The sequence below is a fragment of the Chryseosolibacter histidinae genome, assembly GCF_018598225.1.
Lineage (GTDB): Bacteria > Bacteroidota > Bacteroidia > Cytophagales > Cyclobacteriaceae > Chryseosolibacter > Chryseosolibacter histidini.
In genome coordinates this window covers 17,053-41,801 of the sequence record NZ_JAHESF010000012.1, presented here as the reverse complement: position 1 = coordinate 41,801, position 24,749 = coordinate 17,053, and the positions used below count along the sequence as shown (strand labels likewise).

At 49.7% G+C, this 24,749-nt stretch carries 20 protein-coding genes; 8 read left to right on the top strand and 12 right to left on the bottom strand.

The window, feature by feature from the left end:
- Position 1: 1 nt before the first annotated feature.
- Both KK083_RS13540 and KK083_RS13535 read right to left on the bottom strand, forming a co-directional pair.
- Positions 2–2,395: a T9SS type A sorting domain-containing protein gene (locus tag KK083_RS13540; protein ID WP_254163783.1), complete on the bottom strand. Its 2,394-nt coding sequence runs from the start codon at positions 2,393–2,395 to the stop codon at positions 2–4.
- A gap of 10 nt (positions 2,396–2,405) precedes the next feature.
- Positions 2,406–3,926, bottom strand: coding sequence for a phage tail-like protein (locus tag KK083_RS13535; protein ID WP_254163782.1), 1,521 nt, complete (start codon positions 3,924–3,926; stop codon positions 2,406–2,408).
- A gap of 355 nt (positions 3,927–4,281) precedes the next feature.
- On the opposite strand from KK083_RS13535, the gene KK083_RS13530 reads away from it, so the two are divergent.
- Positions 4,282–6,372: an ATP-binding protein gene (locus tag KK083_RS13530; RefSeq protein WP_254163781.1), complete on the top strand. Its 2,091-nt coding sequence runs from the start codon at positions 4,282–4,284 to the stop codon at positions 6,370–6,372.
- Between the two features lie 122 nt (positions 6,373–6,494).
- Positions 6,495–6,821 (top strand): hypothetical protein, encoded by a 327-nt coding sequence (locus KK083_RS13525; RefSeq protein ID WP_254163780.1) that lies wholly within the window; start codon positions 6,495–6,497, stop codon positions 6,819–6,821.
- Between the two features lie 154 nt (positions 6,822–6,975).
- Here the strand turns inward: KK083_RS13525 and KK083_RS13520 are convergent, their stop codons facing one another.
- Positions 6,976–8,121, bottom strand: a complete 1,146-nt coding sequence (locus KK083_RS13520) for a cystathionine gamma-synthase (protein WP_254163779.1) — start codon at positions 8,119–8,121, stop codon at positions 6,976–6,978.
- A gap of 153 nt (positions 8,122–8,274) precedes the next feature.
- On the opposite strand from KK083_RS13520, the gene KK083_RS13515 reads away from it, so the two are divergent.
- Positions 8,275–9,438 (top strand): phage tail-like protein, encoded by a 1,164-nt coding sequence (locus KK083_RS13515; RefSeq protein WP_254163778.1) that lies wholly within the window; start codon positions 8,275–8,277, stop codon positions 9,436–9,438.
- A gap of 3 nt (positions 9,439–9,441) precedes the next feature.
- Positions 9,442–10,578, top strand: coding sequence for a T9SS type B sorting domain-containing protein (locus tag KK083_RS13510; protein ID WP_254163777.1), 1,137 nt, complete (start codon positions 9,442–9,444; stop codon positions 10,576–10,578).
- 155 nt (positions 10,579–10,733) lie between these two features.
- On the opposite strand, the gene KK083_RS13505 is transcribed toward KK083_RS13510, so the two are convergent.
- The 5 genes from KK083_RS13505 to KK083_RS13485 all read right to left on the bottom strand — a co-directional run bounded on the left by KK083_RS13505 (position 10,734) and on the right by KK083_RS13485 (position 14,438).
- Positions 10,734–11,132, bottom strand: a complete 399-nt coding sequence (locus tag KK083_RS13505; RefSeq protein ID WP_254163776.1) for a hypothetical protein — start codon at positions 11,130–11,132, stop codon at positions 10,734–10,736.
- Positions 11,129–11,767, bottom strand: coding sequence for an AAA family ATPase (locus tag KK083_RS13500; protein WP_254163775.1), 639 nt, complete (start codon positions 11,765–11,767; stop codon positions 11,129–11,131). Before KK083_RS13500 ends, KK083_RS13505 begins: the two co-directional genes overlap by 4 nt.
- A 241-nt stretch (positions 11,768–12,008) precedes the next feature.
- Entirely contained in the window at positions 12,009–13,331 is a 1,323-nt protein-coding gene (locus KK083_RS13495; RefSeq protein WP_254163774.1) for a dihydrolipoamide acetyltransferase family protein, read from the bottom strand.
- 223 nt (positions 13,332–13,554) lie between these two features.
- Positions 13,555–14,019 (bottom strand): GNAT family N-acetyltransferase, encoded by a 465-nt coding sequence (locus KK083_RS13490; protein WP_254163773.1) that lies wholly within the window; start codon positions 14,017–14,019, stop codon positions 13,555–13,557.
- Between the two features lie 176 nt (positions 14,020–14,195).
- Entirely contained in the window at positions 14,196–14,438 is a 243-nt protein-coding gene (locus KK083_RS13485) for a hypothetical protein (RefSeq protein ID WP_254163772.1), read from the bottom strand.
- Between the two features lie 567 nt (positions 14,439–15,005).
- Here KK083_RS13485 and KK083_RS13480 point away from each other — a divergent pair.
- Positions 15,006–15,254, top strand: a complete 249-nt coding sequence (locus KK083_RS13480; RefSeq protein WP_254163771.1) for a helix-turn-helix domain-containing protein — start codon at positions 15,006–15,008, stop codon at positions 15,252–15,254.
- Here the strand turns inward: KK083_RS13480 and KK083_RS13475 are convergent.
- Together KK083_RS13475 and KK083_RS13470 are read right to left on the bottom strand one after the other, a co-directional pair.
- Positions 15,251–16,081: a hypothetical protein gene (locus tag KK083_RS13475; RefSeq protein WP_254163770.1), complete on the bottom strand. Its 831-nt coding sequence runs from the start codon at positions 16,079–16,081 to the stop codon at positions 15,251–15,253. The genes KK083_RS13480 and KK083_RS13475 overlap by 4 nt on opposite strands.
- Before the next feature lie 33 nt (positions 16,082–16,114).
- Entirely contained in the window at positions 16,115–18,025 is a 1,911-nt protein-coding gene (locus tag KK083_RS13470; RefSeq protein ID WP_254163769.1) for an AAA family ATPase, read from the bottom strand.
- 420 nt (positions 18,026–18,445) lie between these two features.
- On the opposite strand from KK083_RS13470, the gene KK083_RS13465 reads away from it, so the two are divergent.
- Positions 18,446–19,186 carry a hypothetical protein gene (locus KK083_RS13465; protein ID WP_254163768.1) on the top strand — a complete coding sequence of 247 codons (741 nt, stop codon included), beginning with the start codon at positions 18,446–18,448 and terminating at the stop codon, positions 19,184–19,186.
- 722 nt (positions 19,187–19,908) lie between these two features.
- On the opposite strand, the gene KK083_RS13460 is transcribed toward KK083_RS13465, so the two are convergent.
- Together KK083_RS13460 and KK083_RS13455 are read right to left on the bottom strand one after the other, a co-directional pair.
- Positions 19,909–20,076, bottom strand: coding sequence for a PLD nuclease N-terminal domain-containing protein (locus KK083_RS13460; RefSeq protein ID WP_254163767.1), 168 nt, complete (start codon positions 20,074–20,076; stop codon positions 19,909–19,911).
- A gap of 12 nt (positions 20,077–20,088) precedes the next feature.
- Positions 20,089–21,036 (bottom strand): OmpA family protein, encoded by a 948-nt coding sequence (locus tag KK083_RS13455; RefSeq protein WP_254163766.1) that lies wholly within the window; start codon positions 21,034–21,036, stop codon positions 20,089–20,091.
- 229 nt (positions 21,037–21,265) lie between these two features.
- Here KK083_RS13455 and KK083_RS13450 point away from each other — a divergent pair, with 229 nt between their 5' ends.
- Both KK083_RS13450 and KK083_RS13445 read left to right on the top strand, forming a co-directional pair.
- The gene (locus tag KK083_RS13450; protein WP_254163765.1) at positions 21,266–23,635 is read left to right on the top strand and encodes a TonB-dependent receptor; all 2,370 of its coding nucleotides are present in this window, start codon (positions 21,266–21,268) and stop codon (positions 23,633–23,635) included.
- Between the two features lie 2 nt (positions 23,636–23,637).
- Entirely contained in the window at positions 23,638–24,522 is an 885-nt protein-coding gene (locus KK083_RS13445) for a DUF4249 domain-containing protein (protein ID WP_254163764.1), read from the top strand.
- The last annotated feature ends 227 nt before the right edge of the window (positions 24,523–24,749 follow it).

The following is a 24,749-nucleotide window of genomic DNA, read 5'->3' as shown; positions in this document are numbered from 1 at the left end:
ATTATTCAATGCTAACCTTGAAAGTCTTTACAGCAACGCCCTTCTCTTTCACCAGAAGCAGATAGATACCCGGATGCGCTCGTCGCACATCTACCACTGCTTCCGCATCCTGCGATGCTGTTGTGACCACCGCGCTGCCATTCAGATCGACCAGTGAGATCTGGCGGTCTGTGGCGCCTTCAAACTTCAGATGGATGAAGTCTACCGCCGGGTTCGGATATACCTGTGCGTATTGCCGAGTCTCGGCGATGCCGGTGATCACACGCTTGCGCACATTGATCTTACCATTTTGCACCACGGCTTCAACGCTCACCTGCGATTGCAGCGCAGTGCCCAGCGGGATGGTGATGAACGAGCTTTCATCCATGGGATATCCGGGATACTGGATGTTGAGGCGATACTCCGCCGGAGGCAGGTTGGGCAATGTAAACTCGCCGTTCTCATCGGTGAACACGTAGGCTACCAGCACAAGGATCTCTTCCTTACCACGGCCGGTGCGTTCTACCCTCCGTACGCTAACACCAGCACCTTCTATTCGTTTTACCCGTTGTGCTTCGCTCAGCCTTGCGTTGCCATCATCCTCTTCGAGGTATCCACTGATGGAGCCGCGACCCGACGCCGGCGCGGGCTTGAGGGCGGAGACGATGGTAAGACCGTTTAAATTGTTTTCAACCGGTACCACGTCCGCCTCTTCCCAGAAGATGGTGTTCCTGTAATAGGTCGGCAATGCGCGTGAATAAGCCAGCGTATCGGCAAATCCCAGGAGCTGGTAATCATCCAGCACCACTTTCTGGAAGGTGTAGCTTCCGTCTGCCTGTACCTGCACCGTGCCAATGGTATCATAGGCCGCCGGCGTGACCCTGAACAATGTAAGCGATCCCTTCGTGGCGGCTTCATTCTGCGCTACCATCAGCTTGCCACTGACATTTGCGTAGGCCAGTGCACGCTGCGGTGCTGACTTCAGCGTAAGGCCGGGAAGCAACGGGTTGGTGACTTCAGCAACATACTCACCCATATTCGTCCTGCTGATGGACGCGATGGCATACACAGGCGCAGTTGCACCGGCGACGGCCTGGCCATTTCTCTTCCACTGATACTGACTCTTGCTACCACCCGCGTTCACCGTTAACTGTACAGGCGCTCCTGCTGCGATCAGCGACTCACTAGCCGTTCCAAGAGCAGCCTGGGTACTGTAATTCAATCCGGGCACCGATGCATTGGGCTCGAGCGATGCAAAGCTCAACTTGTTGTTAGAAACATTGAGCGCGCTGATCTGATCATTGAGGGTGAAATCAGGGATCGCTGTAATACTATTGCCGGAAAGATCAATGGTTTGCAGTGCATCGATATCCACCAGCGCGTCAGGTATGGCGCCTGTGAGCTTGTTAGCAGGCAGACTGAGGGCCGTGATGCTCTGGCCGTTGACGGTTACACCAGACCAGGTGTCTATCTTGCCAGTGAGCCAGTTGTTCTTCAAGGACCACGAAGGACCACCTGTAGATTGATACAATGCTACGAGCGCAAGGGAATCGGTGACGAGGTCAACCTTGAATCCATTGGCCACGGTAAACATGCCGGTGAGTCTTTTTGAGTAGCTGCGAACGGTAACGCGGCCTGAGGTATTGGAAGTGAACCTTGCACCCATGCTCGCATATTTCAGTCCTGCTACCTCACGCACAACAATAGGGTTGGCGCCGATGGGAAGGGTGTTGGGATAGCTGACCTCTACGTAAGCTGCCGTATCGGTCTTCGCCTTCTCGTGCACTTTCCATGCGTACGGGAAATTAATGAGCGAATCAAGTCCCGGTCCTGCCGAATAACCGGCAGGGGCATCGATGAGGGATACGGTAGCGCGTTGTGCCTGCATGCGGTAAAGCTTCAACGGAAGATACATTCCATTTCGCCCCACAGGAAACACGAGATCGCCATTGCCAGCCCTGGCTACGAGGCCTTCCACATATGACGATGGGTTAGACGACACCCGCGCGCCGGGCCCGGCAAATACTGTGTCTGTAGCGCTGAGCAGCCTGGTCAGTCCGTTCTTTAGCACGAGGCTGTCGCGCACAGAAATGGTTCGGCTAACGAGCGCGGTACCGGCGCCGTCTTTCACGAGAAACCCCATGCGAGAGCCACCGGCATTAAAATTCTTATCGGTAGCGAACCGGAGAATAAAACCGCCGGTACTGACGGGATCAAGCGAACCATTGTTCACAAAACTCTCTGTGGTGCTGATCACGCCATTGTTCACGATCACTGTTCCCGCATCGCTGGTCCAGCTTCCGTTCGTTGTGACCAGGGCACCGTTGGTGATCGGGATGCCACTGTTGGTGATGAACTGCGCGTAGCCGTTCAATCCTGCGAGCAGAAGTATGAGTATTAATAAAGATCTTATCATGCCTGTGGTTTTAGAGGCCCTTGAATGTGCCTGCGAAGTTGATGAGGATCTTCCCTTCACCGTTGAGGATGGATATCCCCTCTACGGTAATGGTAGACCCGGTGTCGTTGAATACCATGAACATTTCGCCGTCAGTTGGGCCGAAACCAAAACTAAATGCAGTGCCTCCCGAAGTGATACGATATGCAGCTGCGCGCGTAGTGATGGACGTAGATGTAACCACATTCGTGGATACCTTAACACTTCCGCTGGAGATCGTGAGCGCATTGCCATTGCCGTTGTTTGCCACGCTGAGTCCTATCCCTGTACCGGATGTGGTCACAGCCCTCAATGCAGACTCAGTGCTTGAAGCATTTGTGATCTGGAACTGACCTGCGCGTCCTGTTCCGATCTGGTTAGCAAAGATCGCCGGGCCGCTGCCATTGTGCTCGCCATAAAGCGCTGACACGGCGCTGGCTGGATTGTTCACCCTGAACACACCTGCGGGATCACCCGTGCCAGTGTTCAAGCCATAGATCGGTGTTGATAAAGGTTGATTGCTGTTGGTCTGCACCCACAACGCCGGTGAGCCACTGTTCACGTTATTGATCTCAAACCTTGCTGCATTGCCGGTACCATTGGTCTTCGCTTCGAGGGCGGGAGAAGGATTGGAACCATTGTCAATAGTAAAGAGCCCCGCCTGACCCGATGAGCCCAAGTGATCTCCGAAGATGGCAATGCCCGTGCTCTCGGGCAGGGACTTCTGTGCCCAGATGGATTCACCGGAGCCTACAGATTCTGCGAACAATGCGCTTCTCGGGTTAGCCGCATTCTCATTCTGGAAGATACCTGCATATCCTGAAGGGCCAATGTGTCGCGAAAAAACCGCGGCCACGTTGGGCGATCCGCCACCATCCTTGACCACATAGATTCCCCCGCCGTTCCCGTTCTGCCTTGCAGAAAATGCCGGCCCGTTTCCGTTGGTCTCAGCAAACGCCGCGGAAAAATTGCTGGCGGGGTTATTGATCCTGAATACACCTGCAGCATCGCCGGTGCCGGTGTTCAATCCATAGATGGCTGCTGACAAAGGTTGGTTGCTGTTGGTCTGCGCCCATAGCGCTGTATTTCCGCTGTTGGGGTTCGCATTTTCGAAATGTGCCACGCTAACTTTCCCTGCTCCGGAGCCTGCATATACAAGCCTTAAGAGGTCCGATCCGTCAGATGCTGAGGTCACCGTGTCCGCATAAGGCAGGGTGAGTTCCGGTCCACTCCATGCGGAACCATCCCACGTGAAAACTGTGCTGAGGTCAGTATCATAAACCAGGAGACCATTATCAGCGGGGCCGAGCACACTGACAAAACCGGTCGCCGTACGTTGTGCGGTAGTAAGCCTGGGTAAAATAAATCCCTGATTTCCTGTAGGAGACTCAACATGCAGCACAGCGTTGGGATTGGGTGTAGCCACGCCAACGCCCATGGTTTTGTTCTGCGCCAAGGCACACACACAGCCGGCCACCATTAAAAAGCCAAAGAATAGAACACGTTTTTTCATGAAGTAAGAATTTGAGGTTAGATAATTTATAGCTACAAAGAGATTAGGGTTGCGCTTTGATGGAGTAATGATAGCGCGCCGTGGCCCGAACCGTCAATCCTTAGTTATGGGTATTTTGAAATGTGGCGGATATTGTTATGTAGTTAGTCCACGGTCGACAGTCCACAGACCACAGCCGTGTAGTGTTCGGCATCCGATATTGGCCTCAGATTGTGATCACTTCATCGTCCTGAGGGTTATTGACGAGACCTAATGGCCGCGATCAATTTTGAGGAAGTGGACTGACCACCTGCACAGCTAACAAATTCATTATGACGGCATTCATTGTTCGAATGATTGTTTAACTTTGTCTTAAATGCTCGGAGGTAAGCCCAACGTAAGACAGACATGCATCATTGTTTCTCTTTGGCTGTTGCCACTTGTCTCCTTTGCACAAAATCTTCACCTGATCGACAGCCTCAGGCACCGGCTGCGGGGCAAAACGGGAACGGAGCGCTTCAACCTGCTCAATGACCTGGCCTGGGAACACCGGTTCGCGAACCCTGACAGCACCATCTTTTACAGCAACCGCGCCTACGCCCTGGGCGAAGACCTCAACCTCAGCAAAGGGCTGGCAAAATCGCTCAACTTCATGGGCCTGGCCTATAATTACAAAGGGGAGCGGATCAAAGCTTTTGAATACTACAGCCGTGCACTGGATCTCTCCATTCTGCAACAGGATTCCCTGCAGATTGCACACTCCAATAACAACATCGGCAGGTTGTTCTACGAGCAGGGGCTGCTCTCAAGATCGTATGACTATTTTGTAAAGGCGCGCCTGCTTTTCACAGCGCTGAACGATTCATCAGGACTGGCCTATGTCTATCAGAGCATCGGCAACCTGTATCAAAGCCAGCGCGACTACGCCAAAGCCGAAGACAGTTTCCTGAAGGCTTATCAGATCAGGCTATCACTGGGCAATCCGCGCGATATCATGTCGGCCATGGTGTACCTGGGCCGAAATTACCTGGAATCGAACCAGCCTGAAAAATCCGTCAGCTTCTTTAAACTTGCCGATTCCACTGGGCATGTGATCAACGACGAGATCAACCTGGCCGAGATCAAAACCTTCCTGGCAAAATCATACATGATCACGGGCATGCTCAATGAAGCGGAGGCCATGTGCAAAGAGGGACTGAAGGTGATCCAGGCCAAGAACAACACCCGCATGCTGCCAAATGCCTATGGCACCATGGGCCAGGTACTGCTCAAGCGAAACGATCTCAATGGTGCCAAGAAATATTTCTCCATGTCGCTCGACATCGCCACCCGCACCAAGGACCTCAACGCGAAAATGGATGCCAGCTATTTTCTATGGCAGATCTCGGACAAGCAACACAACAGGAGCGAAAGCCTGGTGCACCAGAACCTTTACCTGCTTTTGAAAGATTCTGTCAAGGACCTGGATCTTACCCGGCAGGTGGAGCGCATGCAGTTTGAGATCGAGATCGCCCGCAAGGAACAGGAAAACGAGTTGCTGAAGGCCCGGCAGGCGCGGAACGATGCCATTATCCAGCAACAAAAACTGCAGAACATAACACTTGCCGTGATTGTGGTGGGCGTAAGCCTGCTGGGTGTGCTGCAATGGCTGAACGGAAAGAAGCGCAGGGCCATCAATGAAAAACTTCTGCAGCAGAATGTGGAGATCCAGCAGCAGCGTGAGGAGATCATCCGCCAGAATGAAAAGTTGTCTAAACGCAATCATCAGCTCTCGGAGCTCAACCACGAAAAAGATACACTGATGAGCATCGTGGCGCACGATCTTAAATCGCCACTCAACCGCATCGATGGCATCATTTACCTGCTCGAGACAGACGGGCAGCTCAGCAAAGAACACCTTGAATATGTGGCCATGGTCAAAGCCGCCACCCGCTCCGGCCTCGGCCTGATCACCGACCTGCTGGATGTGCACATGCTGGAGGAGAACGTAGAGCCTAATTATTCATCGTTCGATATCAGCAAATTCCTGCTCGAAAGAACAGAAGCATTTGCGCCCGAAGCTGAAGCCAAGAAGATCCATCTCAACATCACACGTGTAGAGAATGAAGAGGTGCACATCGATAAGGATTACCTTGACAGGATCTTTGACAACCTGCTTTCTAACGCCATCAAATTCTCTCCGAAGAGCTCAACCATAGATATCTCCGCAGACCGCACAGACCATGAGTTCTGGATCCGCATCAAAGACAAAGGGCCTGGCTTCACCTCACAAGACAAGGAACAGCTCTTTCAGAAATTCAAAAAGCTCAGCGCCAGACCCACCGCAGGCGAAAGCTCCAATGGATTGGGCCTCGCCATCGTAAAAACACTGGTAGACCGCCTCAAAGGCAAGATCGAGCTTCACTCCGATCACAAAAACGGCAGTGAGTTCGTTGTGAGGTTTCCGCAGGAGAAGCAACAAGTTTAAAGTTTAAAGTTAGAAGTTTAAAGTTGAGGTCACCCTTCGTTCGAAGCACAACTTTAAACCTGAAACTTTAAACCTTCCCCTCTCTTTGTTGTCAAAGGGGCAACAAAACTAACTGAACAATTATGAAAACGATCATGGTATTAGGGGTACTGTTGGTGCTGATCGGGTCGGGTGTGGCCTATGCGCAGGAAACGCCTCTGGTGGATGCACGCCAGCAAAATCAAAATGCCCGCATCCGCGAAGGCGTGGCGTCAGGCGAGGTAACGCGTGCTGAAGCCAAAAAACTCAGGGCTGAACAACGTAACATCCGCAGAACAGAGCACAGGGCCGAGGCAGACGGTACGGTAACAGACCGCGAACGTGCCAGGCTGCAACGCAAACAAAACCGCGCCAGCCGTGACATCTCACGCCAGAAGCACGACAGGCAGGATCGGCCGCGCGCCAACTAGCGCATTGGTTACCAGTTGCCAGTTACCGGTTGCCGGTTTAAACGCGTGTCATGGAATGAACGGAGAGTGTTTCTCCAGTCCACACTGAAGAAACCGGATGGTGAAATTTACACCGCACGAAACTGGCAACCGGTAACTGGCAACCGGCAACTATTTAAACCTTCCCGAGTGCCTGCTCTAAATCCGCGATCAGGTCCTCATGATCTTCCACGCCTATGCTCAGGCGGATCAGCGAGTCTACGAGACCACTCTTGATGCGTTCTTCTTTGGGGATGCTGGCGTGGGTCATTGATGCGGGGTGGCTGATGAGCGATTCAACACCGCCCAGCGATTCTGCCAGCGAGAACAGCTCAACACTTACCATCAGTTTATTTGCTTTTTCAACGCTATCGTCTTTAAGGGTGAACGAAAGCATTCCACCGAAATCGCGCATTTGTTTTTTGGCGATCTCGTGGTTGGGATGATCGGAGAATCCCGGCCAGTAAACCTTGCCCACCTTCGGATGTTTCTTCAGGTACTCAGCCACCTTGCGACCGTTGATGCAGTGGCGCTCCATGCGGAGATGAAGGGTCTTGATACCGCGCAGCACAAGGAACGAGTCCTGTGGACCGGGAACCGCACCGCACGAGTTCTGAATGAAGGCCAGCTCCTGGTAAAGCTTTTCATCATTCAGCACAAGCGCTCCCATGATCACATCAGAGTGTCCGCCCAGGTATTTGGTAACAGAGTGCATCACAATGTCTGCCCCCAGGTCAAGGGGATTCTGAAGGTAAGGCGATGCAAAAGTGTTATCTACCGCTACCAGGATGTTGTTCTTTTTGGCGATGTCGGTGAAGGCCTTGATATCGACAATGTTCATGAGCGGATTGGTGGGTGTCTCCAGCCAGAACAGTTTGGTTTTGTTGTTGATGAGCGGCTTGACGTTGTCGGCATGGGTGAGGTCCGTGAAATGGAATTTGATGCCGTACTTTTCAAACACGCGTTTGAACATCCGGTACGATCCGCCATAGAGATCGTTGCTGGTGATTACTTCGTCGCCAGGGTTCAGCAACTTGATCACTGCATCGGTGGCGCCCATGCCAGACGAAAAGCAGATGGCGAACTTTCCATTCTCCAGTGCTGCCAGGCTTTGCTGCAGCGTGTTGCGTGTAGGGTTTGCCCCCCGCGCGTAAGCATACCCTTTATGTTTGGCCGGAGCCTCCTGAACATAGGTTGAAGTTTGAAAAATAGGCGTCATGATGGCTCCTGTTGAAGGATCTGGTGCTACGCCTGCATGCACTGCTTTGGTTCCGAATTTCATGTGTTCGATCGTTTAGAAGGCTCAAAAATAGTGGAATTTTATCAGCACAGCCTGTTTATCTCCGAATCCGGTAAACCCGGCGAAGCGGCTTTTGCAATCACCTGCTGTTTTGATATTTTTTCCCGTTTGTTCTTAAATAAATAACCCAAAAAAATGAAGATCTCCGTCCCCCTCATTCTGTTGTTCAGTATTATTTTCTTTAGTCGCCATGTCGCGGCCCAGGTGGGCATCGGCACCATCACCCCCAACCCCAAAGCTGTGCTCGACCTGAGATCTCCCGGAAACAACCAGGGTTTTCTCGTTCCCAAGCTCACCACTGCGCAGCGCAATGCAATTGCAGGATTAAGCGCCCAGGACAACGGACTTATGGTATACGACACCGACGATCAGAAATTCTACTTCTGGCAAACAAACCAATGGCTGCCCCTGCGCGTTGGCAGTGATGTGGCGCTGACTGCCGGAACGGGCATCTCCATCACCGGCAACACCATCTCCGCTGTAGATACCAGCCCTACGAACGAGATCCAGGACCTGCAGCTCGTGGGCGGCTCGTTGAAGATCACCGGCAACACCACTGCTACCAGCATCAATCTTGCGCCGTTCTCGGGCACCAATACCGATGAGCAGACCCTGGCGTTCAACGCTACCTCCGGACAATTAAGCATCAGCAATGGTAATAGTGTGACAATCACCGCAGCGCCTACAGGTCCGGCAGGCGGAGTCCTTTCCGGAACCTATCCGAATCCTGCCATCGCCAATAACGCGATCGCGCCAGGCAAGATCACACCCTCCACGGCCAATGGTCAGGTGCTCACCACCGTGGGAGGTATCACTCAATGGTCAAATCTGCCAACGACCAGTACGCCTTCGCTGGATGCCGTGCTGGGAGCAGGCAACGACGCGGGCGGACGATCGGCCCTAGGACTCTCCGCTGTGAGCATTAATTGGGGAAAAACTGATCCCGCGTCCGGCGCCTTGAATGTAAGGGGTGCCCAGTATGTAGGCTTCACAACCATTGCCACGGATATTTACGATGTCAAGGACAACGATTACCTTATTATCACAGCAGTAACGGCCAAGCCCATGGAGATCCGTCTTCCAAAAGCTTCAGGTTATACTGGAAGAATATTGATCATCAGATCGACTGCCCGTAATTCTGGCGAAGCGGTAAGGGTGACCTCCTCCGAATTGATCGACGGCTCCTCCGCTTCAGAGGCTTTATATTACCAAACCAATATTGCCTACTCAATCACCGTGATCTCAGATGGTACAACGTGGCTCACTATCAATCGCGCGGTAACACCGATCAAAGGTTAGTCTATGAGAACTGTAATAACCATGCTCAGCCTGGTCGCGACCTTCTTCGTGCAGGCACAGAGCCTTCATAACAGCTCGGTCATCAGCATCACTGCGGGCAGCGTATTGTTTGTGCGCGACAGTCTTGTGAACAACGGCACGATCGTTAACAACGGTGATATGCAGATCGGCGGCGCCTGGATCAACAAGAACCAGTATGATGCGGGCCAGGGACAGATCACGTTCAACAGCAGCCTGCCGCAAGTGATCAATCACAATGACCAATCGTTCAGCAAGCTCACCATCAGCGGTGGCGGCGAAAAGATCTTTCAGGCCAATATCACCATCGAAAATGAGCTCAACCTTTCAGAAGGTATCCTGGTATCGGCAAACAACGCCAGCATCATTTTCAACAGTGGCGCTGCTGTAACCGGCGGCTCGGACCAGGCACACATTGTCGGCACCGTATATCACCAGGGTACTGGCAGCAAAACTTTTCCGCTGGGAAACGGAACCCTGTACCTGCCTGTAACACTTACAAACATTGAAGGCTCGTCGGCCGAAGTAGGTATCAGTGGCTATGAGCTCAACGGCACCACGCTGCGGTACACAGAACCGCTCAATGCTGTCTCCAGGAGTCGTTACTGGAAAATCGATCTTGTTTCAGGTTCACTTGCCACCGCCAAAATCATACTTCCCTTGCGGGATGAAGATATTGTGACCAACCTTGAAAAAGCCGTTGTGACACAATCCGATGGTGTTGCCTCCCCTTTCAGGAGCCTGGGAAAAACATCATCTCCATCCAATGATTTCATCACCAGCAGCGGTGCCGTTATGCTGCCCTTCGTGGCCATCGGTACTGTAGAAGATGACGGCTCCATCTTTGTTTATAACGCCGTTTCTCCCAACAGCACCGATCATCTCAATAGTTTTCTCCGCATAGAGAACATCGAACGATTTCCTTCCAACAAAGTAAGGATCTTCAATCGCTGGGGCGATAAGGTATTCGAGATGACAGGCTACGATAACCAGCAGCACATCTTTACAGGAAAGAAAAATATCGGCGGTGAAGAAGATCTTCCCGAGGGCACTTACTATTATGAGGTGGACAGGAACAACGGCGCTGCGTTGGTGAATGGATATTTGTCGCTGAAGAGGTGAGAAGAGTCCATGGTCCATGGTCGATAGTCCATGGCAGAGCAGGTGAAGATTCAATATGGTGCGTTGTATTCCGATAGCTATCGGGACTCACCGCACCATGAATAGTCGGCAATACAAGAATCAGCAATTCACGTCCATGGACTATGGACCATCGACTATGGACTATTTTTCTTCCTCCAATATTCCCTGATCGAGTCCTGCCACTGATCACCGCTCTTGAGATACAACGCTGTGTTGATCAGCATGCGGTCTTCGGCTGAAAACTGGTTTTGTGATTCTACTGACCTGATGATAAGATCATATAACTGATGCCTGAAACCGTGGCCTTCTTTTTTTGCAAAGGCGCGAAGGTCGTTCAACAGCTGCTCGGCTGACACGTGATGTCCATTCTGCTGTATTGGCGCTTCTTCTTGTGGTTCCGGAGCTTCTTCCTGAACGGTTTTCTGAACCGGTGCCTGCACTCTGTCGCTCAGCTTTGAAGGAGGTGCCAGTGTGGCTGCCTGTTGTTTTAAAAATTCGTCGAGATCTTTCAGCGTATTCTTCTTCTTGCTCATGACAGGTGCTTTAAGATTTCGTTGGCGATGGGCTGGTATTCTTTCTCAGGTTCTACGGTGCTGAAGTTGACGAACAGGTTTTTTTGCGGAACGATGATCGGCAGAATGATGGCATCGAGGTTCTTCAGGTTGTCCCTCACGGTATACAGGTTGGTGCCGCTGTGAATGCGGTTGGGAAGGATCAAGATCTTCAGCCTGGGGTTAAGCTCACGTGCCGGGGCAAGGTCCGTTACAGTTTGGTAAGTTACGAGCAGGTCGTTCTGGGTAAGACTGGTAGGCACTACTACAACATCGCTCACCAGGCAAAGCTTTTTAATACCCTCGTCGGTAGTTTTGCCGGCGCTGTCTACTATCACCACATCGGTCTTTCTGCTTTCGCGGATGGCGGCCAGCTCGCCTGCCACCTCATTGTCTTGCGAGCCCAGTATGTCAAAGCCCTTCCCGTTTTCTTGCGATTTGCCGTTCTGAGCCTTGAATGCCTCCATTTTACGGAGGGTATTGAGGGTATAGTTGGTGTCTGTTTCCACCAAAATGACCCTTTTGCCCAGCTGATGCAGCGTGGTTGCAAGGTTGATAGCGTTGGTGGTTTTGCCTGTACCACCTTTCCTGCTAATGAAAGAAATGACCTTAGCCATCCTTAAAAATAGAAAAAGCGGCCTGGTTTCAAAAACTATTGCAGGTTGAAATGGAACTGATGTAAGGAATTGAATGCATTTCCCGCTGATTTCGCTGATGAACGCAGATGGTCTCCTATAGTCTTATCCAGCAGAATGGATGTTATGCTGGCTCTGTTTCCACTTTGATTTGACAGACAAGGTGGAGTGCTGTTAGCATTCTGCGAAAATCTGCGGGATCTGCGGGAAAAACCAAACCCAATCAGATCGATCGGTTCACATCAAATTTCTCGAGGTAATCGGCCACCCTTCTTACGAGGCTTCCACCCAGCGCACCGTCTACCACACGGTGATCGTACGAGTGAGAGAGAAACATCTTGTGGCGGATGGCGATGGCATCGCCGTAAGGCGTTTCGATCACGGCAGGTTTCTTCTGCACGGCACCCAGCGCCAGGATGGCCACCTGGGGTTGCATGATGATGGGGGTGCCCATCACGTTGCCGAAAGAGCCTACGTTAGAAACAGTGAAGGTACCACCTGCGAGGTCGTCGGGCTTGAGCTTGTTCTCGCGGGCACGTTTGGCCAGGTCGTTCACGATCTTGGCCAGTCCACCAATGTTATACTGGTCGGCATTCCTGATCACAGGAACGATCAGGTTTCCGGTGGGCAGTGCCACGGCCATGCCGATGTTGATGTCTTTCTTCTTGATGATGCGGTCGCCATCCACCTGTACGTTGATCATCGGAAAATCTTTGATGGCCAATGCCACCGCTTCGATGAAGATGGGCGTAAAGGTGAGTGCATCGCCTTCGCGCTTCTGGAATTCGTTCTTCACCTTGTTTCTCCAGAATACGATGTTGGTGACGTCGGCTTCCACAAATGACGTAACGTGCGGGGAGATGCGTTTTGAGTCCACCATACGTTCGGCGATCATCTTGCGCATGCGGTCCATCTCGATGATCTCGTCGCCACCGCTGATAGAGACCGGCACACGCTGCGGTGCGGCCGTGCTGCCGACACTCACATGATGTTGTACCTGCTGCACCGTAGCCCCTAGCTTGCGATGCTGCACATAATTAAGAATATCTTTTTTTGTAACCCGGCCTTCGGAGCCGCTGCCCGCAATGGTCTCGAGCTCGGCAACAGGTATGTTTTCTTCTTTCGCAATGTTTTTCACCAGCGGCGAGTAGAAGCGGCCGGACGACTTATAATCAGTAACGTGAACGCCATTAGCGCCATTCGAGCCCTGTGCGGCAACAGCCACGGTCTCTTTTATTTCCTGCTTCACAGGCTCTGCTTTGCGCGATTCAGCAGCTGGAGCGGCTGGCGCTTTTACATCATCGGCATCGGTAGTGATCACGGCGATGGGCTTGCCCACCTTTACTACTTCACCTTCTTTGGCGAGGATCTCCTTCAGGATACCGGCATGGGTAGAGGGCACCTCGGTATCTACCTTGTCGGTTGCCACTTCCAGAACGGATTCGTCCTGCTCGATCTTGTCACCTGGTTTTTTAAGCCAGTGCAGGATGGTAGCTTCCATGATACTTTCGCCCATTTTAGGCATCACCAGTTCTACTAGAGCCATGTTTCAATCGTTTTCTGAGCCCAAAGTTAATCAGGATTTTCAGATTCTTAAGTTTATGACTGGCGGGAATTTCAATTTCTGAAAAAAGGAATTGTAAGGGATAATATTCGCCTCGGTGCCAGGCTCACCAAATATCATATTTCAAACGTGAGCGAGGGCAGCGTTATCTTTTTTACGAACGTTATTTCGGAAGAACCGTGCTCAATTTTTCTCCGGCAGCCTTTCACTGACCGGTCATTTTTATTCGTTTCTCGAAACACACGCTGTTCTCTATACCCACATACTGGCCATAGTTTGGTGTCACGTTGTATCCATTCTTTTTGTAAAGCTCTATGGCTTCGGGTTGTCGCTTACCTGTCTCCAATACACAACGGGCATAAGACAACTCAGCGGCCCAGCGCTCGAGCTCCGACAGGATGATGGTGGCAATACCTTTATTTCTGTGCTCCGGTAAAATGTACATGCGTTTCACTTCCATGGCATCGGGCGCAAATTGTTTGATGGCCCCGCAACCCACCGGAGTTTCATTTTCATAGGCCAGCACCACATGTCTGATCTTGTCTATCTTGTTGAACTGCGCATAGAACGAATGGTCTGCGCCATCTCGTTTGGCCAGGTCAGCATCGAGCAGTTTTACCAGGGCTACGAAGTCAGGGTTGTCGGAGTCGGTCCTTGTCAGGTTTATCATAAAAAATGTATCACCTTTCTAAGTTCCGATTTTTTTTACTGGCCTGCAAAAAGAAGCCAGGAGCCAGAAGGCTTTACCAACCCTTTGAGGGTTTTGAACCCCTCAAAGGGTTGCGTTCAACTTTTGGGAACTCGTGCCAATGAGAAAAAGTGTGAGATGGTCTTTTTCATGGGATCTTACATTGCACTCTGTCTCAATTTACCGACTGCCACCAGTTGCTCAATATTATCTTCGGCCTGCATGTGTTTGAGCAAATCATAAGTTGCCTTAACATCTTCTCTCAGGCTAGGGGTGCACTTGCCCACCTCTATCTTACTTAGTATGCCAAGAATACCCAACTGGTATCTGAGTATATCATCTTGTGTTGAAACAGGTATTATGATCTTGCGAGGGCGGTTGTTTTTATCATGTTCTATCATAGAAGGGTATAGGTTATTATGTGAAAATGTACTACGGGAAGGCCAGTGCACCGGCACAACGCCACCCTTACCGATAATTAAGTATGGGCTGCACCGGGCACGGCCTATGGGCTCCTTTACAGGAAGTTTTCAGGTAGGTGGGCGCCTACAGAGAATGAAGATGTGTTCGGATGGACTCATGTTGCGTTACGGTTTGGTGTACATCAAAATGAGTGTCAGCGGAAGGCAACCAAAAGCGTTGCAAAAAAATATGGCGCGGCCCTCAGCTCGCCGTAACTGGGTACCTAGGAGAACCCTGACCACGACAAGTGAGAGCTCACGCCAATAGCGTGAGCCATTCTCACCTCGTCTCGTGGTCGTTGAAATTTCCTAGGTTTCAGTTACGAGACACTCGGTGCGAATACTCTATAATTTCGTTAGAGAATCGCTAAAATATGTATTTATCTAACCCTATAGTATTGGGCATTAAAATTAACTCATGAGCAATTTAGGAAATTCCAACACATGCGGTAATATATTACCGCACTTTTTTTTACTATTTCCTTCACATTGCCCTAAAGAGGGCGAATGAAACCACGAGATAAAAAGCGGCTTCAAAAATTCAGAGATAATCTTGTTCGACTCAGGCAAGAACGAGGCTTGAGTCAAAGGGCGCTGTCTTTTCTTTGTGATGTGGATTATTCACGGATTAGTAAGATTGAAACAGACGAAAACATCAATCTAAATCTTACTACACTTTTTGAACTAGCTAAAGGGTTGGGAGTGCATCCGAAAGAGTTGATTGACTATGATTTTGATTTTGTGAAGAAAGACTAACTTTTCCTTTTCTGTTGCTCCTGAAAATACTCTAATACTACCGCATCGGGCACCCTACATGTTAATACTCTATTCTCATCTGTAATTGCCTCATAGCTCACCTTAAATATTCTGGATTCGTGCCTTTTTAGAACATCGAAATTATTTCTAAGCCAGTAATAAACCTGAAGCATGTTCTCATAATCTTCCGTTTGCGGTCTAGGCGCACAGTTACCCAAAATGTGCAGTCTTTTGCTCCCGAATTGGGCATCTGATTGACGAATGGAATTCATCAAAGGTAATGTCGTCATAAAAGTGCCTTCACAAAAGGCATGAATTGCCTTATACAGTATTGGGTCTGCATAGATGACGTGCCTTTCCAAAAATTTGTGCCCCTTCTCGGTCAATTCCTCCCTATGTTGTCCGATCCATGTCCACCAGTCTCTTGGCGGCGTCACGTTAGGCTGTGAGTCCAACCATAGATTATGAAACACCTTTCCTATTCCTTCGTCTGAAAAGAAGCGTTCTATTGTGGGAGGGGCCTTGTCTGGTACAGAAATTCTATATGCTTCAACCCAGAACGAATAGAATCTGATAAAGAACCTTTGAGCGTCATGATAAATGGCCAGTCTAACGGGGATCAATTTTCTCTTCTCGCGCTGTTCTACCAAATAGTCGATTATTAAAACCGTCACAAATACCCCAAGAATTTCCGTAAAAAAATTCAGGCCAAAATCGCTTAAACCACCGTTACCATACCTCCAAACAAAAAACGAAATGAGTTCCATGGTCAGCACAACGCCGATTAACAATTTATTCTCTCTTAAAGCACTTCTGAATCCCTTCATCGTTTTCAACTACTAAGTATTTCAGTGTTAGGTCTATTCACCCGTAAATTCGGCAATGTTTAATTGAGCATTTGCGAATTGTTGTGTCCAGAATCCATGCAGCTTTCCGTTCTGATAATTTTTTTTCATTTCCCGGATCTCAATAATTTTTTCTCTTGCTGTATTACTCAATGATTTAATGGCTGCTAATCGAGATTTTTCATCTACTTGCATTAAAAGTCTTTTAGGAATTCGGTGTGCTTTTAACCTACCTTCCTTTTTTTGGCTAAAGGAAAAATCAATATCCCTTTCGGTGATTTTGAATAATTCTTTCAACTGCGGCGTATCCAACACCAAAAAACCTTTTTGATAAGCCTTTTCGCCAACCGGTATTTGATGATCCTCAACAAGCAATAGTACTCCATTCTCACTTAAGAGGTTTGATATCATACCATCAGCTCGGAATAATTTTAGCCAATCTTTCGGATCAATCTCGTGAAGAACATTGCACATTACAACAACATCAAAGCTCTCCTTGTCATAGACTGACAAGAGTTGTCCCATATCATTGAAGTATCGTCTTTCACTGTTTCCATACGCCTTGCTTAAAGCATTTTCACAATACTCCTTATCTGTTGGGTATTTATCATAAGCAACGTAGTCTATTTTTTCTACCAATTTCTCATGATTGGCTTCATCCAGATCTACAATATTTGAAATTAAGCGTCCCTTACCAGCTCCAAACTCGAGAACTCTAAGCTTGCCGGCCGACACCAGATTTAACAAGTCCGTTCTAACCTGCGATGATTGAGGATCTTTTCCATCGGTCATAACTACGCCCGGATCCAGCAGGCATTCGAACGCATAACGGCTAGTGGCGAACTGAGCAGGCAAACTGATAAAATCTTGTAGCCTAGCAATCTCATTTTCGTCACCCAACAGGCTTTGCAATACTTTTTCGGGGATTTTTCCAGCGTGCTCTATTTTGCCATCTTCCACGTACCAAATAAGTGATGGGTCAAAATGAGCGAGCAAAGGAACCGAATGAGTCGCAATCCAAATTTGCCCTTCAAAAACACATTGCTGTATTCTTTCAATTGTTTCAATGATGACTGAAGGATGAAGGTGATTTTCCGGTTCGTCAAGGATTAGAATTAAATCTTTCAATGCGGTTTCCTGGCTATATATTGCCAAACAAAACTGAAGCAGAATTCTCTGACCATCCGATAAATTAGACTGTCCCATTGGAAGGCCAAATAATGTAGGCTCATCATCAATATTTCGGCCAATAGAAGTACCAAGAAAAACGCCAACAATTTTTGTCAATTTCTCATAGTCCTCTATGGCCTTTAATTTTTCCTTCTCTGGAACTTGAGAATTCTGATGAGTTGAACTAAACCAACGATCTTGAATTACTTGGATTTTGGCAAAAGAGCCTTGGGGGAGGCTTTCCACACCTACTGAATTTATGCTAGCTGCATAACTAGTAATTTCCTTCCTTGGAAGTGCGCTACAGTCGTGCAATTTTAATATTTTCGGAACAAATCGAACTGCAACATAAGAATCTCCGATTTCGCTAGTTTCAATTTGCTTCCAGCCTAAAACTGTCTCACATTGAGCAATTACCTTTAATGTCATTTCCCTTGATCTAATCTCGTCTGATATTGCCTTATTAATTGCCTCAATACGAACATTGTCCTTTTCTTTTGATAGAATCTCAGTGAAGTTCGTTATCGCTCGATCACGATCGGCCAATTGGTTCATACCTTGTTCCAAATGGGTTTTGGCATTATCAATTACCTGTTTTACGGGTTTCGTATTAAATGCTCCAAAAATTTTGTTCAAAATCCTTGTCTTACCTGAACCATTCTTTCCTGCTATTAAAACTACCTTACCTAATTTATCCATTTTTATTTGATCAATCCCATCTGCGGATTTTGGTATCTCTACTTTGGTGATTCTCATTCCTATTAATTTTGTAGTTATTCTTATAACCTCAACTATACCGCACGGAGCCCATTTATTCCATTGCCCTAATGAGCCCTATCTCGCTAAAATAACTATCTTCTTTTAAAAAAAGATTAGTTTTCTACGTATGGGAAACCGGCCCGATATACATAGTGGGCAGTTTGTAACTTTATTGCGGATATTGATGATTATACTGGACACTAATGTAGTGTTGTAAATTTCAATACCGACTTCTACCACAATTATCACCACTACTGATCTAAATACACTTCCTCACAAAAATTCGCCTCTCAAAAACACAACACTCCCATCTCCCATCGTTATCTTAATCAAATGATCCTTGCTCTCTCAGAGAGTAATAACGCGTTGCAAGGCTCATGCACTTTAAATAATTGTTCAACTAAAACCCTTTCTTTTATGGCATCTAACGAGTCAGGCCACGCTATTAACGTGGCCAAGTTTGAAGAGCTCATCGGCCTCTGCACCAGCTACGGCCCCACGTACAATCCTGTAAAAGGATCACTGAAGTTAACCGCGCTCACGGCACAACTCGCCGAAGCAAACACAGCGTTGCAGGCACTGAAAGCAGCAAAGACGGCGCACGACAATGCCACCAACGCGCGTGAAATTGCTTTCAAAGACCTGAAGCCATTGGCAACCCGAATTGTCAACGCGCTTGCTGCGACAGATGCAGCACGGCAGACCCTGGACGACGCAAAAACAGTAAACAACAAGATCCAGGGCCGGCGGGCAGTGTCACTTAAAAAGCCCGCTGCAGGCGAAGACGCATCGGCAGCCGAGGCACCTAAAACGGCCTCTGTTTCGCAGCAGGGCTTTGACAACACCATCAATCATTTTGCGCAGCTTATCCAGACGCTCACAGCGGAGCCGGCGTATAAGCCCAATGAAGACGCATTGAAGGTGGCAACGCTCACCGCTATGCTTGAAGATATGCGGGCAAAGAACAGCGCCGTGATCCTGGCCGCCACCGCTCTCAGCAATGCTAGAATTGCCCGTGACAAAGTGCTATACGCCCAGGGCACCGGCCTGTATGATGTAGCCCAGGGCACGAAGAACTATGTTAAATCATTGTTTGGCGCCACAAGTCCGCAGTTCAAGCAATTCGGCTCCTTAAGGTTTACGGTAAAGCGTGATTAAGACCTGAGAGCAATTTGTTAAACATTAAAAAAGGCAGGAGGCTATTACCTTCCCTGTCTTTTTTATTTATAGAAACCCCCGAAGAAATAAAGGTGGTGGCCGCAAGGCTTAAAAACTCAGCCGATAAACATGAAACTTCCTCCGAAAAGTTTGCTTGGTCCTCCGACGAACATAAAACTCGTTCCAAAAAAGTAGATTCAAGCAAGAAGCAACATGGAACATACTCCGAATAATCAATTTCTTGCTCCGAAAAAGAAATAACCAGCACCGAAAAAATAAAGTCAGTCTCCGAAATTCATAAAACTCGCTCCGAAGCACTAAATACGCTCGCTCCGCATTGTGCCAACCCTTCCAGGGTCCGAAACCCTGAAAGGGTCGATCCAAAGGCGAGCCCTGAAAGGGCGCCATAACTAGCGTGGGGTGTAAGCCCCACGCTAAAGGCGCAATACACACCATGGTGTCCTCCCCCCACGCCATCCACACCCGAGTTGCCAAACACGCACCTCTCAATCGAAGCACCCAGCGTTAGGGATAGCAGCGGAAAGCCCGCACCCGATGGCTCGCGCGCCGGCGGAGGACTTGCAGCGGATAGCCCGGGCCGAGGCACGAGGCAACGCCCAACGATTTACAATTTATGGTTTAGAGCTGGGCTGCCTGTTAAATAAAACAGTCCACCGCAAGACGTTACACGCCCTACCGTGGACCGTGGTCCGTGGACTCCCCTACCTCCTGTTACCGAGGAAGTAATACAAGATCGGGCCGAGCACGGGAAGAAATACTACGGCGATGATCCACAGGATCTTCTTTTCGGTGTCTTTGTTGCTGCGAACGATGTCGATGATCACGATAACGTCGATCACCAGGATGAGTAATGATATGAGCCTGCTCATGGTGTTTACAGGTTAGTTTGATTCAAGGATCTTGAACAGCTCGTCGAGGTCAGGTGTGATGATGATCTCCGTTCTCCTGTTCCGTGATTTGTTCTGCGGCGAGTCGTTGGCCATCAGCGGCGAAAACTCTCCCCTGCCCGAAGCCGTGATCTGCTGCGAAGCAACACCTGCTTTTGTAAGAATGCGGGTGATGGACGTAGCACGCATCACGCTCAGGTCCCAGTTGTCGCTCATGTACTGTGATTTCTTCGAGATCGGCACATTGTCTGTATGACCTTCCACCATGATGTTGATGTCGCGCTGATCTTTGATGGCCTTTGCCAGCTGCTGCAGGGCGGTAACACCTTTGGCGTCCACCTCCACGCTACCGCTACCGAACAACAACTGCTCGGCCAGCGAAACATATACTTTTCCGTTCTTCACTTTTACGGTGATATCGTTCTCTTTAAAGTTGAGCAGGGCGTTGGTGATCTTCGAGCGCAGATCCTGCACGGCCTTGTCTTTGTTAGCCAGCACGGCTTCGAGCTCATGCACTTTCTTTTCGCGCTCCGCCAGGCTGTTGCTCAGTGAATCGTTCAGCTTGCGGGTGTTCTCCAGGTTTTGCTGGATGGCCATAAGCTGCTCCTGTTGCTGGGCGATGTCGCGGTTCAGCTTGCCGCTGCTGGTCATCAGGTTTTTGTAATAGGTGTTGAGCTGCTCGTGCTCCTTTTCGAGCGATGCCAGCTTCTGGCTGGTGTTGCGTACGTCTATGCCGAGGTTGGTGGTATCTTCCTTCAATTTCTTGAGCTTCTGGTCAAGGTCTTGCAGGTCTGTATTGGCTTTCTGCAACTGCGCATCGCGGTCGGCCAGGTCGGCTTCCGTGCGGACCTTTTGCGCCAGCAGGTCATCGTACTTCTTTTTGGTGACGATGCACGATGAAAAAATGGTTACCAAACATGCACCCAACAATAATTTCTTCATAGGTTAAAAAATGTTATTTGTCCGAAAAATAAAGAATTATTAGAACAGTCCATAGTCGATAGTCCATAGTCAATAGCCGCGTGGTGCCCGGCCTCAATGCAAGCTCCGATTCCAGAGGCAAATGATGTACGGCCATGGACCATGGACCATAGACCGTGGACTTTTTTACCTGCGTATACTAAAACGGAAACCCCAAACGTTATCTCCGCACCTAACCCCTCAACCTCTCATGAAATCACTTTGTGTGATCACCCTCTTCATGGTACCCCTGTACCTGCAGGCGCAAAAGCGCACCATCAGCGGATCTGTTAAATCACGGAACAGTGGCGAACACTTGATCGGCGCCAGCATCTACAGCATCGGCACAACGCAGGGAACCACCGCTAACAACTACGGTTTTTACAGCCTCACCCTACCCCGCGACACGGTACACCTGCGGGTCTCTTACGTTGGCTATGAGCCCCTCACGCTTAAGTTTCTACTAACGCGTGACACCACCATTAACCTTGAGCTCAACGATGGCACGCAACTGAAGGAAGTAGAGATCACCGCCACCGCCGAAGACCCGATACAGGAAAGCACCCGGATGGGAACGATAGATGTGCCCATCGAGCAGATCAAAGCGATGCCGGCGCTGCTCGGTGAAACCGATGTGCTCAAGGTGCTGCAGCTGTTGCCCGGTGTGCAGTCGGGCGCCGAAGGCAGCAGCGGTCTTTATGTGCGCGGTGGTGGCCCTGACCAAAACCTGTTGCTGCTGGATGGCGTGCCCGTATACAATGCCTCTCACCTCTTCGGTTTTATTTCTGTATTCAACGCCGACGCCATCAATCACGTGGAGCTGGTGAAAGGTGGATTTCCGGCGCGATATGGCGGCAGGCTCAGCTCCGTGATAGACATCAGCATGAAAGAAGGCAACACCAAAACGCTGAAGGGCGAAGGCTCGTTTGGCCTGGTGGCGTCGCGCTTAACGGTGGAAGGCCCCATTAAAAAAGACAGGACCTCTTTCATTGTCTCTGCCCGAAGAACCTATATCGACCTGCTCTCGAGGCCCATGGTGAAAGCGCTGTCGAAAGGTGACGTTACAACAGGTTATTTCTTCTACGATCTGAACACCAAGATCAACCACCGTATCAACGACCGGAACCGGATTTATCTCAGCACTTACCTGGGCGATGACAAGGCGTATTCGCGCTTCAAAGATTCTTATGACAACCAAGCACAAAACGGCAAAGAACATGTGAGCTATGAAGATGAGTTCAGCCTGCGCTGGGGCAACATCACCACGGCGTTGCGCTGGAACAAGATCTTTACCAACAAACTTTTCAGCAACGTTACGGCCACCTACAGCCGTTATCGCTTTGCTGTGTCGGCCAAGTCTGAAAACAAAACCACCGATGCCTCAGGCACCACCACTGAGTTCTTTAAAGATGAATATACCTCCGGCATCCGCGACTACGCGCTGAAATGGGATATGGACTACATACCCAACCCCAGCCACTACATCAAGTTCGGCGTGCAGGGCATCGAGCACCTTTTTACGCCAGGCGTGTACAGCTACCATGACACGGAAAAGAAAGACACCACCTTTGGCGCGCGTAAGATCTTTGCGGAAGAATTTTACGGATACGTTGAAGACGATTTTCTCATCACCGACAAGCTCAAGGTGAACGCAGGTTTGCATGCCTCAGGCTTCTACGTACAGAACAAATTTTACCATTCCTTGCAGCCGCGGTTCAGCGCACGTTACCTGCTCACACCGGACGTATCGCTCAAGGCTTCTTACGCACAAATGACACAATACATTCACCTGCTCACCAACGCAGGGCTGGGTCTGCCTACAGACCTGTGGGTACCTGCCACACCACGGGTGAGGCCCGAACGATCATACATTTCGTCAGCGGGACTTGCCTACAACCTGAACAAGACATACGAGGTGAGCCTGGAAGGTTATTATAAAAAAATGAAAGGTTTGATAGAGTACAAAGACGGCGCGAGCTACCTCAACATTGAAAGCGACTGGCAGACCAAAGTAGAGACAGGCTCAGGCGAAAGTTATGGCGCGGAGCTCTTTCTGCAGAAGAAGACGGGAAAGGTAAGCGGATGGGTGGGCTATACGCTCTCGTGGACAAACCGCACGTTTGCCAACCTCAACAACGGAAAAACTTTCCCCTACAAATATGACCGGCGCCACGACGTGGAAGTTGCCCTCACCTATTCGTGGAAAGAAAATAAAGATCTTGCTTTGACCTGGGTGTATGGAACGGGCACAGCGGTGTCGCTGCCGAAATCTTCTTACGCACAGAACGTGTCTGACGTACCTGCCGAGCGCACCTTCTACGATGCAGGTGGCTCCATAGATTACTATGAAAGCCGCAACAACTACAGGATGCGCGCGTACCACCGGCTTGACCTGAGCTATACCACGAAGAAAAAAACAAATTGGGGAGAACGTGCCTGGAGCATTGCCATTTACAACGTGTACAGTCGCAAAAATCCTTTCTTCATGGACATCGGGTACGACAAACATGGACAGAAGAAATTCATCCAGTACAGCCTGTTCCCGCTGATCCCCTCTGTTGCTTACCGATTCAAATTCTAAGTATGAAAAAATATAGTTTCATAGGCATGGCAGTGCTTTTCGCCGGATGCGAGCTGGTGGTTGATGTGGATGTTCCCGTTGAACCTCCCGTGCTTACCCTGAATGCATTCATGATCCAGGATAGTATATGGAGCGCGAAGCTTTCCCTGAGCCGCCACATTCTGGACGAAGCAGACCATCAGCCTGTGACGGATGGCCTGGTGGTGATGTATCAAGGTGATCATGCTGTTGATACCCTGGTGGGTGATGGCAACGGCTTGTATACCGGAGACAATACACCTGTGCCGGGCGAGGCTTATGAGATCAGGGCCACCTCGGCAACGTACGGCGTTGTTCGCGGCACTTCTTACATACCGCTACCGGTGGAGATCGGCAGTGTAGAAGTAGACCTGCCGGATGGCCCTGGCCCGGGAGGGAGCTTTGTAGACAAATTTTTTATCAAACTGCGGATGAAAGACAGGGCCGGAGAAGAGAATTTTTACCAGATCGCGGCATTTGTGGAGAAAAGGTGGCGTGATGGGCGAACGGGGGAAACACAAATCACCAGACGCATGCTTCTGATGAGCAGCAAGGATCCATCGATCGATAATGAGAACGTTGGCAGCTCCGAAGGCATTTTCTTCAAAGACCTGTTGTTCGATGGAAGAGAGATCACCTTATCGCTGGAATCAGAGTATTGGCAGATCCAGTCGGGGCCGGCGAGGGTGTTTTTTTTCCTTCGCACCATCAGCGAAGATTTTTATCGTTATAAAACCACGGCGCTCCTGCAAAATGAAACCTCCGGCAACCCGTTTGCGCAACCCGCCGGGGTGTACAACAACATTGAAAACGGTTTCGGGATCTTTGGAGGCTTCAGCCAGTCCTTTTTTGTATATGAGAAGAAGTAGTTGAAGAGTCCACAGTCGACGGTCCACAGACCACAGCCAGGTTAGTGTTATATTAGTTCGGAGCTGGAAACAGGAATTAGACATTAGGAATTGGGAAATGCAGTGGGTCAGGAATCCCTTGACGTGACATGAGAGATGGTCCCCCAATACCACTGGCACTGCCGTGGACTGTCGACTGTGGACCGCGGACTCCCCCGATCAGAGGCACCCTTTTTTGATCCGTCGCA